Source organism: Streptomyces sp. NPDC091272, from assembly GCF_044757485.1.
In the GTDB taxonomy this organism is placed as follows: domain Bacteria; phylum Actinomycetota; class Actinomycetes; order Streptomycetales; family Streptomycetaceae; genus Streptomyces.
In genome coordinates this window covers 775,190-788,913 of the sequence record NZ_JBIVVC010000002.1, presented here as the reverse complement: position 1 = coordinate 788,913, position 13,724 = coordinate 775,190, and the positions used below count along the sequence as shown (strand labels likewise).

At 68.0% G+C, this 13,724-nt stretch carries 21 protein-coding genes and 1 pseudogene; 18 read left to right on the top strand and 4 right to left on the bottom strand.

Translation table 11 applies throughout. The features are described from left to right. Nucleotides 1–33: 33 nt before the first annotated feature. The 4 genes and pseudogenes from ACIQM4_RS08375 to ACIQM4_RS08360 form a co-directional block, all read right to left on the bottom strand. Complete coding sequence (locus ACIQM4_RS08375; protein ID WP_401587686.1) at nt 34–2,079, bottom strand: PIG-L family deacetylase; 2,046 nt, start codon at nt 2,077–2,079, stop codon at nt 34–36. Nucleotides 2,080–2,231: 152 nt separating this feature from the next. After that, nucleotides 2,232–2,642: pseudogene (locus ACIQM4_RS08370) on the bottom strand (Uma2 family endonuclease); the annotation flags it as partial. 66 nt (nt 2,643–2,708) lie between these two features. After that, nucleotides 2,709–3,761: a helix-turn-helix domain-containing protein gene (locus ACIQM4_RS08365; protein WP_401587683.1), complete on the bottom strand. Its 1,053-nt coding sequence runs from the start codon at nt 3,759–3,761 to the stop codon at nt 2,709–2,711. 314 nt (nt 3,762–4,075) lie between these two features. Continuing rightward, a complete protein-coding gene (locus ACIQM4_RS08360) occupies nt 4,076–4,486 on the bottom strand; it encodes an ATP-binding protein (RefSeq protein WP_401587681.1) in 411 nt (136 codons plus the stop codon). A 177-nt stretch (nt 4,487–4,663) separates the two neighbouring features. Between ACIQM4_RS08360 and ACIQM4_RS08355 the strand changes: the two genes are divergently transcribed. The 18 genes from ACIQM4_RS08355 (at nt 4,664) to rpsH (ending at nt 13,711) form a co-directional block, all read left to right on the top strand. Beyond that, a complete protein-coding gene (locus tag ACIQM4_RS08355) occupies nt 4,664–5,521 on the top strand; it encodes a helix-turn-helix domain-containing protein (RefSeq protein ID WP_401587679.1) in 858 nt (285 codons plus the stop codon). Further along, nucleotides 5,518–5,721, top strand: coding sequence for a DUF397 domain-containing protein (locus tag ACIQM4_RS08350; protein ID WP_401587676.1), 204 nt, complete (start codon nt 5,518–5,520; stop codon nt 5,719–5,721). Before ACIQM4_RS08355 ends, ACIQM4_RS08350 begins: the two co-directional genes overlap by 4 nt. 520 nt (nt 5,722–6,241) lie before the next feature. Next, nucleotides 6,242–6,550 (top strand): 30S ribosomal protein S10, encoded by a 309-nt coding sequence (rpsJ, locus tag ACIQM4_RS08345; protein WP_003948644.1) that lies wholly within the window; start codon nt 6,242–6,244, stop codon nt 6,548–6,550. Nucleotides 6,551–6,564: 14 nt separating this feature from the next. After that, nucleotides 6,565–7,209: a 50S ribosomal protein L3 gene (gene rplC, locus ACIQM4_RS08340; RefSeq protein WP_401587674.1), complete on the top strand. Its 645-nt coding sequence runs from the start codon at nt 6,565–6,567 to the stop codon at nt 7,207–7,209. 7 nt (nt 7,210–7,216) lie between these two features. Next, the gene (gene rplD, locus ACIQM4_RS08335; RefSeq protein ID WP_401587672.1) at nt 7,217–7,876 is read left to right on the top strand and encodes a 50S ribosomal protein L4; all 660 of its coding nucleotides are present in this window, start codon (nt 7,217–7,219) and stop codon (nt 7,874–7,876) included. Beyond that, nucleotides 7,876–8,193 (top strand): 50S ribosomal protein L23, encoded by a 318-nt coding sequence (rplW, locus tag ACIQM4_RS08330; RefSeq protein WP_185028010.1) that lies wholly within the window; start codon nt 7,876–7,878, stop codon nt 8,191–8,193. Before rplD ends, rplW begins: the two co-directional genes overlap by 1 nt. A 40-nt stretch (nt 8,194–8,233) precedes the next feature. Then, the gene (gene rplB / locus ACIQM4_RS08325; protein ID WP_185028012.1) at nt 8,234–9,070 is read left to right on the top strand and encodes a 50S ribosomal protein L2; all 837 of its coding nucleotides are present in this window, start codon (nt 8,234–8,236) and stop codon (nt 9,068–9,070) included. 12 nt (nt 9,071–9,082) lie between these two features. Beyond that, nucleotides 9,083–9,364 (top strand): 30S ribosomal protein S19, encoded by a 282-nt coding sequence (gene rpsS / locus ACIQM4_RS08320; protein ID WP_329118635.1) that lies wholly within the window; start codon nt 9,083–9,085, stop codon nt 9,362–9,364. 41 nt (nt 9,365–9,405) lie between these two features. Continuing rightward, entirely contained in the window at nt 9,406–9,753 is a 348-nt protein-coding gene (rplV, locus tag ACIQM4_RS08315; RefSeq protein ID WP_026290933.1) for a 50S ribosomal protein L22, read from the top strand. Further along, entirely contained in the window at nt 9,753–10,589 is an 837-nt protein-coding gene (gene rpsC, locus ACIQM4_RS08310) for a 30S ribosomal protein S3 (protein WP_345228948.1), read from the top strand. Before rplV ends, rpsC begins: the two co-directional genes overlap by 1 nt. 5 nt (nt 10,590–10,594) lie before the next feature. Next, entirely contained in the window at nt 10,595–11,014 is a 420-nt protein-coding gene (rplP, locus tag ACIQM4_RS08305; protein ID WP_401587668.1) for a 50S ribosomal protein L16, read from the top strand. Next, on the top strand, nt 11,014–11,238 hold the full coding sequence (gene rpmC / locus ACIQM4_RS08300; RefSeq protein ID WP_138894199.1) for a 50S ribosomal protein L29: 225 nt from the start codon (nt 11,014–11,016) through the stop codon (nt 11,236–11,238). Before rplP ends, rpmC begins: the two co-directional genes overlap by 1 nt. Then, on the top strand, nt 11,238–11,522 hold the full coding sequence (gene rpsQ, locus ACIQM4_RS08295; RefSeq protein ID WP_138894200.1) for a 30S ribosomal protein S17: 285 nt from the start codon (nt 11,238–11,240) through the stop codon (nt 11,520–11,522). The genes rpmC and rpsQ overlap by 1 nt, the downstream gene beginning before the upstream one ends. Nucleotides 11,523–11,651: 129 nt before the next feature. Then, nucleotides 11,652–12,020 carry a 50S ribosomal protein L14 gene (rplN, locus tag ACIQM4_RS08290; protein WP_003966950.1) on the top strand — a complete coding sequence of 123 codons (369 nt, stop codon included), beginning with the start codon at nt 11,652–11,654 and terminating at the stop codon, nt 12,018–12,020. A gap of 2 nt (nt 12,021–12,022) precedes the next feature. Then, nucleotides 12,023–12,346, top strand: a complete 324-nt coding sequence (gene rplX / locus ACIQM4_RS08285; protein WP_401587664.1) for a 50S ribosomal protein L24 — start codon at nt 12,023–12,025, stop codon at nt 12,344–12,346. Next, entirely contained in the window at nt 12,346–12,903 is a 558-nt protein-coding gene (gene rplE, locus ACIQM4_RS08280) for a 50S ribosomal protein L5 (protein WP_401587662.1), read from the top strand. Before rplX ends, rplE begins: the two co-directional genes overlap by 1 nt. A 2-nt stretch (nt 12,904–12,905) precedes the next feature. Beyond that, nucleotides 12,906–13,091, top strand: coding sequence for a type Z 30S ribosomal protein S14 (locus tag ACIQM4_RS08275; RefSeq protein WP_003956452.1), 186 nt, complete (start codon nt 12,906–12,908; stop codon nt 13,089–13,091). A 221-nt stretch (nt 13,092–13,312) separates the two neighbouring features. After that, nucleotides 13,313–13,711 carry a 30S ribosomal protein S8 gene (gene rpsH, locus ACIQM4_RS08270; RefSeq protein WP_362417313.1) on the top strand — a complete coding sequence of 133 codons (399 nt, stop codon included), beginning with the start codon at nt 13,313–13,315 and terminating at the stop codon, nt 13,709–13,711. The last annotated feature ends 13 nt before the right edge of the window (nt 13,712–13,724 follow it).

The window sequence follows — 13,724 nt, the reverse complement described above, 5'->3', positions numbered from 1 at the left end:
TCCGTACGGGTGTGAGCCCTACGGGAGCGAGTCCTACGGCCGCCAGAGCCAGGGCGTCGCGTCCGCGCCGAGCCCCGCCACCACCGCGGCGCCCGCGGGCGCCGTGCGGACCAGCGCGGGCGCACCCACACACGCGCCGCGATACCGACGCAACTTCCCACCCCTGTCGCGAAGTTGGACGTCACCCCGCTCGCTGCGGCCCAGCAGCACCGGGCCCGCGCCGGCCGTCACCGGCCCGTACCCCTTGAGGGCGAGGCCGGGCAGCGGTGAGCCGTCGGGGCGGACCGCGACGAGGTCGGGGGAGTGCGGGGCGCGGTAGAGGACACCGAGCGAGCCGTCGGCGTACGGCAAGGCGCGCGGTACGTCGCCGGGGGCCGGCATGGCGGAACGCGCGCGGAGCGCGAGCGGCGCGCCGGGGGAGGGCTGCGCCCAGTGCCGTACGGACTTCCGCGCGGCGGCGAACAGGTGCACCAGCCCCTGCCCGTCGACCGCCGCCGACAGCCCGTCCTGTATGCCGTCGCCGTCGCCCGTGCCGTCCCCGTCGGGGCCGTCCAGGTCGCGCCACGGGCCCCACCGGCCACTCGCGTCGCGCAGTCGCGTACTTACGCCCTTCGCCGCGTTCCGCACGAACAGATGGACGCTCCCGTCGCCCGCGGTCGCCGCGACCGGGACGCCGATCCGGCGACCGCGGTCCCGGCGGCGCTCGGGGTTGCCGAGCGAGGTCCAGGCGCGGCCGTCGTACTGGACCACCTCGCGCTCGTTCGCCCCGCCGTGCCCGTCGAGAGCCGCGAAACGCACGGCGAACAGCAGCTGCCCGCCGCCCTTCGTCACGGCCTGCCCGAGCGTGGGGGCCAGCGGCCCGCCGCCCAGGTCCTCGGGCGGACCCCAGCCGCCGGCCGCCGCGGGCCAGCGCACCAGCCGCAGCCCCACCACCCCGTATGCGAAGCCCTCCCCGTCCGACACCAACTGGGGTCCCGGGTAGCGGTAGTTGGTCGAGCGCACCCAGCCCTTCCAGTTCGTCAGCGGGCGTCCGCCGCCCACGTTGTAGTCGCCGCAGCCCGCCGGGTTCCCGCACTCCCACCCGGGGTCCCCGCCGTACGCGACGAGCGGGGCGGCCTTCTCCTGGAGCACGCTCTCGGGGAGGTTCTTGGGCCAGTGCCGGTTGTAGTAGCCGCGGAAGGCGGTGGTGACGAAGTGGGGGAGCGGTCTGCCCCGCTCGGCGCACTCCGCGACCCAGCGGATCTGCGCGGCCCAGCTGAAGCAGGCGACGGCGGTGTGGTCGGGGTGGTCGGAGTAGCCGCGCTGCTCGCTGTCCTTGCGGCGGACGGACTCGGGGCTGTGCTGGATGTCCGGATCGGGGTCGAGGGTCTGGACGACGGTGGGCCGGTAGTGGTCGAGGAGCCCGGTCAGCGCGTCCACGAGCTCGTCGTAGTCGTACGAACTCAGTTCCGTGAGCGGGGAGTTGTCGGCGAGGGTGGTGCGCTGGCGCAGCCCCCTGTCGGCCCACAGGGCGGGCAGCGCGGACCTGCGCCTGGCGGAGTTCACCGACACGTTGAGAAAGACGAGTTCGACGCGGCGCCCGCCGTGCGCGAGGGTGTTCCGCTCGGCCTGCTTGCCGCCGCGCAGCGCCGTGACGGTGCGCTCCCACCGGGTGAACCTCGGCAGGCCGAGCAGCGTGGCGTACGCCTGGCGCAGCCCCTGCTGACGGGCGGAGACATACGCGCTCCTGTCGCCCTGGGGCCGTGGGCGGCCCGGCGCGTGATTGACCCCGTCGGCCTCGCCCGCGGTGACGTACACGGAGACGACCGGGGTGCCGGCGTCCAGCAGCCGCCGGGTGTCCGGGTTCATGAAGTAGAGGTCGTCGTCCGGGTGGGCGAGGAACTGGAGCAGCAACGACCGGCTGCTCCGCGCTATCGGCTGCCCGGGGGCGGGGTCGGCCACCGGGTCGCGGCGGCGGGGCGGGAGCACGGTGCAGGAGGAGACGGCGAGGGCGGCGGTGGCGGCCGTGGCGACGGTGAGGAGGGTGCGTCGGGGCAGGCCGCCGCTGGGCTGGACGGACCCGGGTATGCCGCTGTTCACGTGTGAGGTTCTCCGTCCGCTTCCCCCGCAGCGCGTGCTGCGCCCTGCTGCGCAGAGCTAGACGGCGGACGGAGGCAACAGGTTGCCCGGACGGAGGGTGGGACGGCTCACGGCGCCACCGACGGCGCAAGGGCAGGCGAGTGCCCGCCGTCTCAGTCGGCGTAGCGGGGCAGGCCCTCGGTCGAGATCGTCCAGTCGGCGATGGTGACGTCCTCGCCGTAGACGAAGTCCTTGCGGGAGGCGTAGCGGGGGCCGTCGGGGGTGGGGTGGATGTCGGTGAGGACGGCGCCGGAGCCGGTGCGGGGGTCGAAGACCGCGTAGACGGGGACGCCGAGCAGCGGGTAGTCGCGCGTCTTGCTCACCCAGTCGTTGTCGGGGTTGGAGCGGGAGACGATCTCGATGGCGGCGATGAGGGAGCGCGGGTCGAAGGAGCCCTCGCCCTTCATGACCGCCTCCGCGATCACCATCACGTCCGGTCGCCGCAGGATCCCCTCGGCCTCGTTCTCCACGTCGGGTCGTCCCGTGTGCGCCAGCAGCCCGTCGGGGAAGAGCGCTTCGAGGCGCATCATCCGGTACTGGATGCTTGCCCTCTGCTGCGCTGTCTGCTGCTCCACGATCGGCCTCCTCATTCACCGCTCACGGACGTCTTCGGTTCGGCAGTCGCGGCAGCGTCCGGGCCCCGGGGCCCGGAACACCCGTCCGCAGCCGTCGCAGTCCTGCATGGGGTCCGGCCGTAAGACGACGGGTGCGGGCGGCAGCGCGCCGGGCATGTTCACCGTCAGGCGGTGCTCGATCAGCGCGCGGGGGCTGCCCGGCCGGTCCGGCAACCCCTTGAGCAGCTCCTGCCGCACCGCTTCCGGGGCCACGCTGCGCTCCAGCCAGCTCGCCACGGCGGGCCCCAGCCGGTGCACGTCACGGTCGGCGAGGGTGAGCCGGGGATCGTCCACGCGCAGCGAGACGAGCAGGTCGCGGGCGGCCTGGTCGCGCTCGGGGTCGAAGGTCCGGGGGGTGGGCGGGGAGAGCTTGGGGCGCGTCGGTCGTGTCGGATGCGTCGGACGCGCGGGCCGCTCAGGTGTGGCCGGTGCGGATGGCTGCTGCTGCGGCTGCGGCGAGGGCGCGTCCTCGAACCCGGCCCACAGTGGAGGCAGCTCGTCGGGTGCCGGCGTGGTCTCTCGCTGCGGTACGTCAACGGGGTGCGGGGGCGCGACCACGGGCGCGCGCGCCGGGCGGTGCTCCCGTACCTCTGCCGGATCCGCCGGTGCTGGTACCGGCGCCTGTGCCGGTGTCGGTGCTGGTGTCGCGTCCGGCTGGTTGCGGAACACCGTTCGGGTCACGACCTGCCCGTTCGGCAGGCGTACGCGGTCCCGGGAGAGGTAACCGGCGGCTTCCAGCTCGCGCAGGGCGGCGGCGATCCGCGCCTCGCTCTCGGGGAAGCGGGCTGAAAGGAACTTGATCGCGATGATCACGCCGTCGGGCAGCGACTGGATGTAGAGCCCCAGGCCGCGGGCCAGGAAGCTCAGCTCCGTGTGCTGGGCGAAGTGGTTGCCGACGACGGTGAAGCGGTTGCGGTGCCGGGTGTTCCGGTGGGTGACACCGCGTGCGACGCGTGCACCGGATCGGGTGGCAGGTCGGCGTACGCGGGACGGGGCGCGGGTGGGCGCGTTAAGCTCGTTCGTATCCATCGGGAAGGGTCTGACTTCCTCGTTGGTCAGGCCCTCGATCGGGATTGCGAGTCCCGGCCGGGGGCCGACGTATGTCTGGAGTTGTGGCTTGACGTGGCGAGCATATGCCCGCCAACCACTTGAAAATCCAGCCGAGTTGGCGGAGATCACTCTTGTGGGTGACGAGCCGTGCGGCGGCCTCACCGGGAGGCTGGTGGGGTTGGGTGGGGTCCTTGCTCCTCGGGGATTGAAGTGTTTTACGTTCGACGCGGGCAGGCCGAGGGGTACCGGGTCGAGGCGGACCGCGACCCGGTCCCACCTGCGTATATCGCCCCTCACCGCGCCGTCGCGCACTCGGCCCACACTGTCTTGCAGGGGTACGGGCCCGGGGTGACGCCCCACTTGTCGGCGAGCAGCTCGACGAGGAGCAGGCCACGCCCGGACTCCTCGTGCACCTCCTTCGGCACGGCGGTGGGCAGCCGGTCGCTGCGCGCATCGATGACTTCGATACGAAGTGTGTCCAGGTCGTCGACGCTGAGCACCAGCCGGAAATCGCGCCCGGGTACGCGACCGTGCGTGACCGCGTTGGCGGCGAGCTCGGCGACGATGTGCGCCGGGTCCTCCAGGGGGAGCCCCCACGAGCGCAGCTGCTCCACCGCGAGCAACCGGGCGAGCCGGGCACCGCGCCGGGTGGAGGACAGCTGGACGGCGAACTGCCGTACGGGGGCGGGGGATTGGGTAATCATGCGGGTTTCTCGGTTCACGTCACTCAGCGTGGTCGGGCGTGCGTACCGTGAACAGGGAGATCGGCCTTGCGTACGGAGACTGTCCCGGCGCTGTCCAGTCCTGTCCCGACTGTCCGGGGTGCCCGGTGGGGGACAGGTTCCGTTGACGAAGAACGGCACGTCGGAGGTGGCACGTAGATGAGCGTGGACGACGGCAACGTGGACGAGCCCGGCTGGGACGTCGACCCGGACGACGAACAGGGCGCGGCGGTGGTCGCCACGGTCGGCCGCCAGCTGAAGCTGTGGCGCGAGGCGGCGGGGCTGCGGGCGGGGGAGTTGGGGGTGGCGATCGGGTACGGCGAGGACCTGATCTACAAGGTGGAGGGCGGCCGGCGGATTCCACGGCCGGAGTACCTGGACAAGGTGGACGAGGCGGTCGGGGCGGGCGGCAAGGTCTCCGCGATGAAGGACGACGTGGCGGAGGTCAGGTACCCGAAGAAGGTTCGGGATCTGGCGAAGTTGGAGGCGCGGGCGGCTGAGCTGTGTCTCTACCACAATCACAACCTGCACGGTCTGTTACAGACCGAGGACTACATGCGGGCGCTGCTCACCACGTGGCGGCCCACGCTGGCCTTGGGTGATCTGGAGCGGGCGGTGGCCGCACGGATGGCCAGGCAGTCCATCTTCACCCGGGACCCCGCTCCGGAGGTCAGTTTCGTACAGGAAGAAGTGACTCTGCGACGTCCCGTCGGGGGCAGACTGGTACTGCGGAGTCAACTCGAACGGCTCCTGGAAGTAGCGCAGTTGCCCAACGTGGAGTTCCAGGTGATGCCCACCAGCCGCTGGAGCCATCCGGGAACAAGCGGCCTGATCGAGGTGCTGAAGTTTCGTGACGGTACGGCGGTGGGTCGATCGGATGGTGCGTTCGGAGGGCGACCGGTCTCCGACCCGCGAGACCTTAGGGTCCTCGAACTGCGGTATGGGATCATCCGGGCTCAGGCTCTCCGGCCGGGGGAGTCGCTGGCCTTCATGGAACAAGTGCTGGGAGAAACATGATCCGCAAGCTCTCCGCCGGAAATGGTTCCGAGTTGGAGTGGTTCAAGAGCAGCTACAGCAGTAGCAGCGACCCGAACGACTGCGTCGAGGTAGCGGCCACCCCCACCACCATCCACGTCCGCGACTCCAAGACCCCCGACGGCCCCCGTCTCGTCTTCGGCCCCGCCGCCTGGACCGGCTTCGTGTCCCACGCCCGCTGACCGCGTCCGGCGGCGCCCAGAAGGGGCGCGGGGAACTGCGCGGCCAGCCACAGCGGACCCGCAGGGTGATCAGCGGGCCCCCGGCCGACGCGGGGGCGGGTTTGACCCCCGTCACACTCCGGGTAATCTCTACGCCCCGATTGGCGCCCGCCGTGCCCCGTATGGCAGACTGTCGGGGTTGCTCGGTTGAGTATCGATGCTGCACGCCTCCCGCCGGGAGGACCGGAAGCGAGTCCCACAGTACTCGTCGCCCCAACTGCCCCCTGGGTAGCGCTGAGGCGGACGTACGGGAATCTTTCGGGAAGTGCCAGTGCGGTGCCGACCAGGCACCCGGTGGGTGTTCTTCCCCCGATTTGCGGTTGCGGACCGCATCCCTTACAGGCAGGGAAATCCTTGGATTTTCGTGCTGGCGAGGATGCGACACGCCCGACCGCGTGGGTCGGAGAAGGACGGTGCTGAGCGTTCAGAGCGCAGCCGCCCGGGTTCCAGAGCGTTAAGAGACAAAGGACTACTAGTAGCCATGGCGGGACAGAAGATCCGCATCCGGCTCAAGGCCTACGACCACGAGGTCATCGACTCCTCGGCGAAGAAGATCGTCGAGACGGTGACCCGCACTGGTGCGTCGGTCGCAGGCCCGGTGCCGCTGCCCACTGAGAAGAACGTGTACTGCGTCATCAAGTCGCCGCACAAGTACAAGGACTCTCGCGAGCACTTCGAGATGCGCACGCACAAGCGCCTCATCGACATCCTCGACCCCACGCCGAAGACGGTTGACTCGCTGATGCGTCTCGACCTGCCGGCGGGCGTCGACATCGAGATCAAGCTCTGAAGGGACGGGCCGAGATGAGCAAGAACATCAAGGGCGTCCTGGGCGAGAAGCTCGGCATGACCCAGGTCTGGGACGAGAACAACCGGGTTGTCCCGGTGACCGTCGTCAAGGCTGGTCCGTGTGTCGTGACGCAGGTACGTACGAACGACAACGACGGCTACGAGTCGGTCCAGATCGCCTTCGGCGAGATTGACCCGCGCAAGGTGAACAAGCCCCTCAAGGGTCACTTCGCCAAGGCCGACGTGACCCCGCGCCGCCACCTCGTGGAGCTGCGCACCCAGGACGCCAGCGAGTACACGCTGGGCCAGGAGATCACTGCCGAGGTGTTCGAGTCCGGCGTCAAGGTTGACGTCACGGGCAAGAGCAAGGGCAAGGGCTTCGCGGGTGTGATGAAGCGTCACAACTTCCGCGGTGGCAAGGCCTCGCACGGTGCCCACCGCGTGCACCGCAAGCCTGGTTCCATCGGTGGCTGTGCCACCCCCGGCCGTGTCTTCAAGGGCATGCGCATGGCGGGTCGCATGGGTAACGAGCGGGTCACCACCCAGAACCTGACCGTCCACGCCGTTGACGCCGAGAAGGGTCTGCTGCTCATCAAGGGCGCCGTTCCCGGCCCCAACGGTGGCCTCGTCCTGGTCCGCACCGCGGCCAAGGGGGTTTGAGGAACCGATGAGCACCATTGACATCCTTTCGCCGGCAGGCGACAAGACCGGGACCGTCGATCTCCCCGCGGAGATCTTCGACGCCAAGGTCAGCATTCCGCTGATCCACCAGGTCGTTGTCGCTCAGCTGGCCGCTGCCCGCCAGGGCACGCACAAGACCAAGCGTCGCGGCGAGGTCCGTGGTGGCGGTAAGAAGCCTTACCGCCAGAAGGGCACCGGCCGCGCCCGTCAGGGTTCGACCCGCGCCCCGCAGTTCGCCGGCGGTGGCGTCGTCCACGGCCCGCAGCCGCGTGACTACTCGCAGCGCACCCCGAAGAAGATGAAGGCCGCCGCCCTGCGCGGTGCCCTCACCGACCGGGCCCGCAACGCGCGCATCCACGTCGTCACCGGCGTGGTCGACGGTGCGGTTTCCACGAAGGCCGCCAAGTCCCTGCTGGGCAAGGTCAGCGAGCGCAAGCACGTGCTCCTGGTCGCCGAGCGTTCGGACGAGGCCGCGTGGCTCTCCGCCCGCAACCTGCCCCAGGTGCACATCCTGGAGCCGGGTCAGCTGAACACGTACGACGTGCTCGTCTCGGACGACCTGGTCTTCACCAAGGCCGCCTTCGAGTCCTTCGTGTCCGGCGCTCCGGCTGGCCGGAACGATGAGACCGAAGGGAGCGACGCCTGATGAGCGCCGTTACCAGCAAGACCTTCACGGACCACCGCGACATTCTTGTCAAGCCGGTCGTCTCGGAGAAGAGCTACGCGCTGCTCGACGAGAACAAGTACACGTTCATCGTCGCCCCCGGCTCCAACAAGACCCAGATCAAGCAGGCCGTGGAAGCGGTCTTCTCGGTCAAGGTCACCGGGGTCAACACGATCAACCGTCAGGGCAAGCGGAAGCGCACCCGCACCGGTTTCGGCAAGCGTGCCGACACCAAGCGGGCCATCGTGACCCTCGCCGAGGGCGACCGTATCGACATCTTCGGCGGTCCGACCGCCTAACGGCGGTCTGGATCGTCCGGAATCGGACGAGGACTGAGAAATGGGAATCCGCAAGTACAAGCCGACTACGCCGGGCCGCCGTGGCTCCTCCGTAGCCGACTTTGTCGAGATCACGCGGTCCACGCCGGAGAAGTCGCTGGTCCGCCCCCTGCACAGCAAGGGCGGCCGTAACAACGCCGGTCGTGTGACCGTTCGCCACCAGGGTGGTGGCCACAAGCGCGCCTACCGCGTGATCGACTTCCGTCGTCACGACAAGGACGGCGTGCCGGCCAAGGTCGCGCACATCGAGTACGACCCCAACCGCACCGCGCGCATCGCGCTGCTGCACTACGCGGACGGCGAGAAGCGTTACATCCTCGCCCCGCGTGGCCTGTCGCAGGGTGACCGGATCGAGAACGGCCCCGGGGCCGACATCAAGCCGGGCAACAACCTCGCGCTGCGCAACATCCCGGTGGGTACCACCATCCACAACATCGAGCTGCGGCCCGGTGGCGGTGCGAAGTTCGCCCGCTCCGCCGGTGCCTCCGTGCAGCTGCTGGCGAAGGAGGGCACGATGGCCCACCTTCGTATGCCTTCCGGCGAAATTCGCCTGGTCGACGCCCGCTGCCGCGCCACGATCGGTGAGGTCGGCAACGCCGAGCAGTCGAACATCAACTGGGGCAAGGCCGGCCGCATGCGCTGGAAGGGCGTTCGCCCGACCGTTCGCGGTGTCGCGATGAACCCGGTCGACCACCCGCACGGTGGTGGTGAGGGTAAGACCTCCGGTGGTCGCCACCCGGTCTCCCCGTGGGGTCAGAAGGAGGGTCGTACTCGCTCGCCGAAGAAGGCTTCGAGCAAGTACATCGTCCGCCGCCGCAAGTCGAACAAGAAGCGCTAGGAGCGGGTTTAGATGCCGCGCAGTCTCAAGAAGGGGCCTTTCGTCGACGGACACCTTGTCAAGAAGGTGGACGTACAGAACGAAGCTGGCTCCAAGAACGTCATCAAGACCTGGTCCCGGCGCTCGATGATCATCCCCAGCATGCTGGGTCACACCATCGCGGTGCACAACGGCAAGATCCACGTCCCGGTGTTCGTCACCGAGTCGATGGTCGGCCACAAGCTCGGCGAGTTTGCGCCGACCCGCACCTTCCGCGGCCACGTCAAGGACGACCGCAAGTCGAAGCGCCGCTAAGGCGGGGTGCGAAGACTATGAACGACACCGAAGGGACAACCATGGAAGCCAGGGCCCAGGCGCGGTACATCCGCGTCACGCCCATGAAGGCCCGCCGAGTGGTGGACCTTATCCGTGGCATGGATGCCACGGAGGCTCAGGCGGTCCTGCGTTTCGCCCCGCAGGCCGCGAGCGTGCCGGTTGGCAAGGTGCTTGACAGCGCCATCGCCAACGCCGCGCACAACTACGACCACCCTGACGCCTCTTCGCTGGTCATCAGCGAGGCGTACGTGGACGAGGGCCCGACCCTGAAGCGGTTCCGTCCGCGTGCTCAGGGCCGTGCCTACCGGATCCGTAAGCGGACCAGCCACATCACCGTGGTCGTCAGCAGCAAGGAAGGAACCCGGTAATGGGCCAGAAGGTAAACCCGCACGGGTTCCGGCTCGGCATTACCACGGACTTCAAGTCCCGTTGGTACGCCGACAAGCTGTACAAGGACTACGTCAAGGAAGACGTCGCCATCCGCAGGATGATGACGTCCGGCATGGAGCGCGCCGGTATCTCGAAGGTGGAGATCGAGCGCACCCGTGACCGCGTGCGTGTGGACATCCACACCGCTCGTCCGGGCATCGTCATCGGCCGCCGTGGCGCCGAGGCCGACCGCATCCGCGGTGACCTCGAGAAGCTCACGGGCAAGCAGGTCCAGCTGAACATCCTCGAGGTCAAGAACCCCGAGATGGACGCTCAGCTGGTCGCCCAGGCCGTTGCCGAGCAGCTCTCCTCCCGCGTCTCCTTCCGTCGTGCCATGCGCAAGAGCATGCAGGGCACCATGAAGGCCGGCGCCAAGGGCATCAAGATCCAGTGCGGCGGTCGCCTCGGCGGCGCCGAGATGTCCCGGTCGGAGTTCTACCGCGAGGGCCGTGTGCCGCTGCACACGCTCCGCGCGAACGTGGACTACGGCTTCTTCGAGGCCAAGACGACCTTCGGTCGCATTGGTGTCAAGGTCTGGATCTACAAGGGCGACGTCAAGAACATCGCCGAGGTTCGCGCCGAGAACGCCGCGGCCCGTGCGGGTAACCGCCCGGCCCGTGGTGGTGCGAATGAGCGCCCGGCCCGTGGAGGCCGTGGCGGCGAGCGTGGCGGCCGAGGCCGCAAGCCGCAGCAGTCCGCGCCGGCAGCCGAGGCCCCCAAGGCCGACGCTCCCGCCGCCGCTGCTCCGGCTGAGAGCACCGGAACGGAGGCCTGACCGACATGCTGATCCCTCGTAGGGTCAAGCACCGCAAGCAGCACCACCCCAAGCGCAGTGGTATGGCCAAGGGTGGTACTGAGGTCGCATTCGGCGAGTACGGCATCCAGGCGCTGACCCCGGCCTACGTGACGAACCGGCAGATCGAGTCGGCTCGTATCGCGATGAACCGCCACATCAAGCGTGGCGGCAAGGTCTGGATCAACATCTACCCGGACCGCCCGCTCACCAAGAAGCCTGCCGAGACCCGCATGGGTTCCGGTAAGGGTTCCCCGGAGTGGTGGGTCGCGAACGTCAAGCCCGGTCGGGTGATGTTCGAGATGTCCTACCCGAACGAGAAGATTGCTCGTGAGGCGCTCACCCGCGCTGCTCACAAGCTTCCGATGAAGTGCCGGATTGTTCGGCGCGAGGCAGGTGAGTCGTGATGGTGGCCGGTACGAAGGCGACTGAGCTGCGCGAGCTGAACGACGAGGACCTCGTCGCGAAGCTCCGTGAGGCCAAGGAAGAACTGTTCAACCTCCGCTTCCAGGCGGCGACCGGACAGCTCGAGAACCACGGCCGGCTCAAGTCCGTCCGTAAGGACATCGCCCGGATCTACACCCTGATGCGCGAGCGCGAGCTGGGCATCGAGACGGTGGAGAGCGCCTGATGAGCGAGAAGAATGTGACTGAGACGACTGAGCAGCGCGGTTTCCGCAAGACCCGTGAGGGTCTCGTCGTCAGCGACAAGATGGACAAGACCGTCGTCGTCGCTGTCGAGGACCGCGTCAAGCACGCGCTGTACGGCAAGGTCATCCGCCGTACGAACAAGCTCAAGGCTCACGACGAGTCCAACGCCGCAGGCGTCGGCGACCGCGTTGTCATCATGGAGACGCGTCCGCTGTCGGCCTCGAAGCGCTGGCGCATCGTCGAGATCCTCGAGAAGGCCAAGTAGGTAATTCCCGCAAGGGAATTCCAATGCAACGTCTTAAAGGGGTTTCCCTTTAAGTAGTTCCGCCAGGCTCGGTGGGGGCCGTAGTGATACGGCCCCCACCGGGAACCGGCAGACGATCAGGAGATAGACGTGATCCAGCAGGAGTCGCGACTTCGCGTCGCCGACAACACGGGTGCGAAGGAAATTCTCACCATCCGTGTTCTCGGTGGCTCGGGTCGCCGCTACGCGGGCATCGGTGACGTCATCGTCGCCACCGTCAAGGATGCGATCCCCGGTGGCAACGTGAAGAAGGGTGACGTCGTCAAGGCGGTCATCGTTCGCACCGTCAAGGAGCGTCGTCGCCAGGATGGCTCGTACATCCGCTTCGACGAGAACGCCGCTGTCATTCTCAAGAACGACGGCGACCCCCGCGGCACCCGTATCTTCGGCCCGGTGGGCCGTGAGCTGCGCGAGAAGAAGTTCATGAAGATCATCTCGCTCGCGCCGGAGGTGCTGTAAGCATGAAGATCAAGAAGGGCGACCTGGTTCAGGTCATCACCGGTAAGGACAAGGGCAAGCAGGGCAAGGTCATTCAGGCCTTCCCCCGCGAGGACCGCGTCCTGGTCGAGGGTGTCAACCGGGTCAAGAAGCACACGAAGGCCGGTCAGACCGCTCGCGGTTCGCAGACCGGCGGCATTGTGACGACCGAGGCTCCGGTCCACGTCAGCAACGTTCAGCTGATCGTGGAGAAGGACGGCAACAAGGTCGTTACCCGCGTCGGCTACCGCTTTGACGACGAGGGCAACAAGATCCGCGTTGCCAAGCGGACTGGTGAGGACATCTGATGACTGCCACCACCGCACCGCGCCTCAAGCTGCGCTACCGCGAGGAGATCACGGGCAAGCTGCGTGAGGAGTTCTCGTACGAGAACGTCATGCAGATCCCCGGTCTCGTCAAGATCGTGGTCAACATGGGTGTCGGCGACGCCGCCCGTGACTCGAAGCTGATCGACGGGGCCATCAAGGACCTGACGACCATCACGGGTCAGAAGCCGGCCGTCACGAAGGCCCGCAAGTCCATCGCGCAGTTCAAGCTGCGCGAGGGCCAGCCGATCGGCTGCCACGTCACCCTCCGCGGTGACCGCATGTGGGAGTTCCTGGACCGCACGCTGTCGCTCGCGCTGCCGCGTATCCGTGACTTCCGTGGTCTGTCGCCGAAGCAGTTCGACGGCCGTGGCAACTACACCTTCGGTCTCACCGAGCAGGTCATGTTCCACGAGATCGACCAGGACAAGATCGACCGGGTCCGGGGCATGGACATCACCGTGGTCACCACGGCGACCAACGACGACGAGGGTCGTGCCCTGCTGCGTCACCTCGGCTTCCCGTTCAAGGAGAACTGACCGTGGCGAAGAAGGCTCTGATCGCTAAGGCCGCTCGCAAGCCGAAGTTCGGCGTGCGTGCGTACACGCGCTGCCAGCGCTGTGGCCGGCCCCACTCCGTGTACCGCAAGTTCGGCCTGTGCCGCGTGTGCCTTCGTGAGATGGCTCACCGTGGCGAGCTGCCGGGCGTGACCAAGAGCTCCTGGTAGTCAGTACTGCCCTTTGGGCGTACGGATTCCCTGGAACTCTCGGTAAGTATCTGGTCGGCGGGAGCCCCACCCTCGATGCCGTAGGCTAGAAGGGTTGGGCGCCCGCCGCCCATAACGACTTACTACGCCGTAGGTCCCCGCACCGCACCCGTCCCGCCTCTGAGTGGGGAGAGGGATGGCGCATACAGGAAACCCCGGCGAGAGAGGCCGAAGGCCAATTCATGACCATGACTGATCCCATCGCAGACATGCTCACGCGTCTGCGTAACGCAAACTCGGCGTACCACGACTCCGTCGTGATGCCGCACAGCAAGATCAAGTCGCACATCGCGGAGATCCTCCAGCAGGAGGGCTTCATCACCGGCTGGAAGGTCGAGGACGCCGAGGTCGGCAAGAACCTCGTTCTCGACCTGAAGTTCGGTCCGAACCGCGAGCGTTCGATCGCCGGCATCAAGCGTATTTCGAAGCCGGGTCTGCGCGTGTACGCGAAGTCCACCAACCTGCCCAAGGTCCTCGGCGGCCTCGGCGTGGCGATCATCTCCACGTCGCACGGTCTTCTGACCGGTCAGCAGGCAGGCAAGAAGGGCGTAGGTGGGGAAGTCCTCGCCTACGTCTGGTAGTCGGGAAAGGAAG

What these genes read in the sequence shown, in the direction of transcription:
- rplB (WP_185028012.1), top strand. Translation starts at nt 8,234, where the DNA reads ATGGGAATCCGCAAGTACAAGCCGACTACGCCGGGCCGCCGTGGCTCC.
- rpsQ (WP_138894200.1), top strand. Translation starts at nt 11,238, where the DNA reads ATGAGCGAGAAGAATGTGACTGAGACGACTGAGCAGCGCGGTTTCCGC.
- rplX (WP_401587664.1), top strand. Translation starts at nt 12,023, where the DNA reads ATGAAGATCAAGAAGGGCGACCTGGTTCAGGTCATCACCGGTAAGGAC.
- rplP (WP_401587668.1), top strand. Translation starts at nt 10,595, where the DNA reads ATGCTGATCCCTCGTAGGGTCAAGCACCGCAAGCAGCACCACCCCAAG.
- ACIQM4_RS08365 (WP_401587683.1), bottom strand. Translation starts at nt 3,761, where the DNA reads ATGGATACGAACGAGCTTAACGCGCCCACCCGCGCCCCGTCCCGCGTA.
- rplD (WP_401587672.1), top strand. Translation starts at nt 7,217, where the DNA reads ATGAGCACCATTGACATCCTTTCGCCGGCAGGCGACAAGACCGGGACC.
- rpmC (WP_138894199.1), top strand. Translation starts at nt 11,014, where the DNA reads ATGGTGGCCGGTACGAAGGCGACTGAGCTGCGCGAGCTGAACGACGAG.
- rpsJ (WP_003948644.1), top strand. Translation starts at nt 6,242, where the DNA reads ATGGCGGGACAGAAGATCCGCATCCGGCTCAAGGCCTACGACCACGAG.
- rpsC (WP_345228948.1), top strand. Translation starts at nt 9,753, where the DNA reads ATGGGCCAGAAGGTAAACCCGCACGGGTTCCGGCTCGGCATTACCACG.
- rplW (WP_185028010.1), top strand. Translation starts at nt 7,876, where the DNA reads ATGAGCGCCGTTACCAGCAAGACCTTCACGGACCACCGCGACATTCTT.
- ACIQM4_RS08350 (WP_401587676.1), top strand. Translation starts at nt 5,518, where the DNA reads ATGATCCGCAAGCTCTCCGCCGGAAATGGTTCCGAGTTGGAGTGGTTC.
- rpsH (WP_362417313.1), top strand. Translation starts at nt 13,313, where the DNA reads ATGACCATGACTGATCCCATCGCAGACATGCTCACGCGTCTGCGTAAC.
- ACIQM4_RS08360 (WP_401587681.1), bottom strand. Translation starts at nt 4,486, where the DNA reads ATGATTACCCAATCCCCCGCCCCCGTACGGCAGTTCGCCGTCCAGCTG.
- rplV (WP_026290933.1), top strand. Translation starts at nt 9,406, where the DNA reads ATGGAAGCCAGGGCCCAGGCGCGGTACATCCGCGTCACGCCCATGAAG.
- rpsS (WP_329118635.1), top strand. Translation starts at nt 9,083, where the DNA reads ATGCCGCGCAGTCTCAAGAAGGGGCCTTTCGTCGACGGACACCTTGTC.
- rplE (WP_401587662.1), top strand. Translation starts at nt 12,346, where the DNA reads ATGACTGCCACCACCGCACCGCGCCTCAAGCTGCGCTACCGCGAGGAG.
- rplC (WP_401587674.1), top strand. Translation starts at nt 6,565, where the DNA reads ATGAGCAAGAACATCAAGGGCGTCCTGGGCGAGAAGCTCGGCATGACC.
- ACIQM4_RS08355 (WP_401587679.1), top strand. Translation starts at nt 4,664, where the DNA reads ATGAGCGTGGACGACGGCAACGTGGACGAGCCCGGCTGGGACGTCGAC.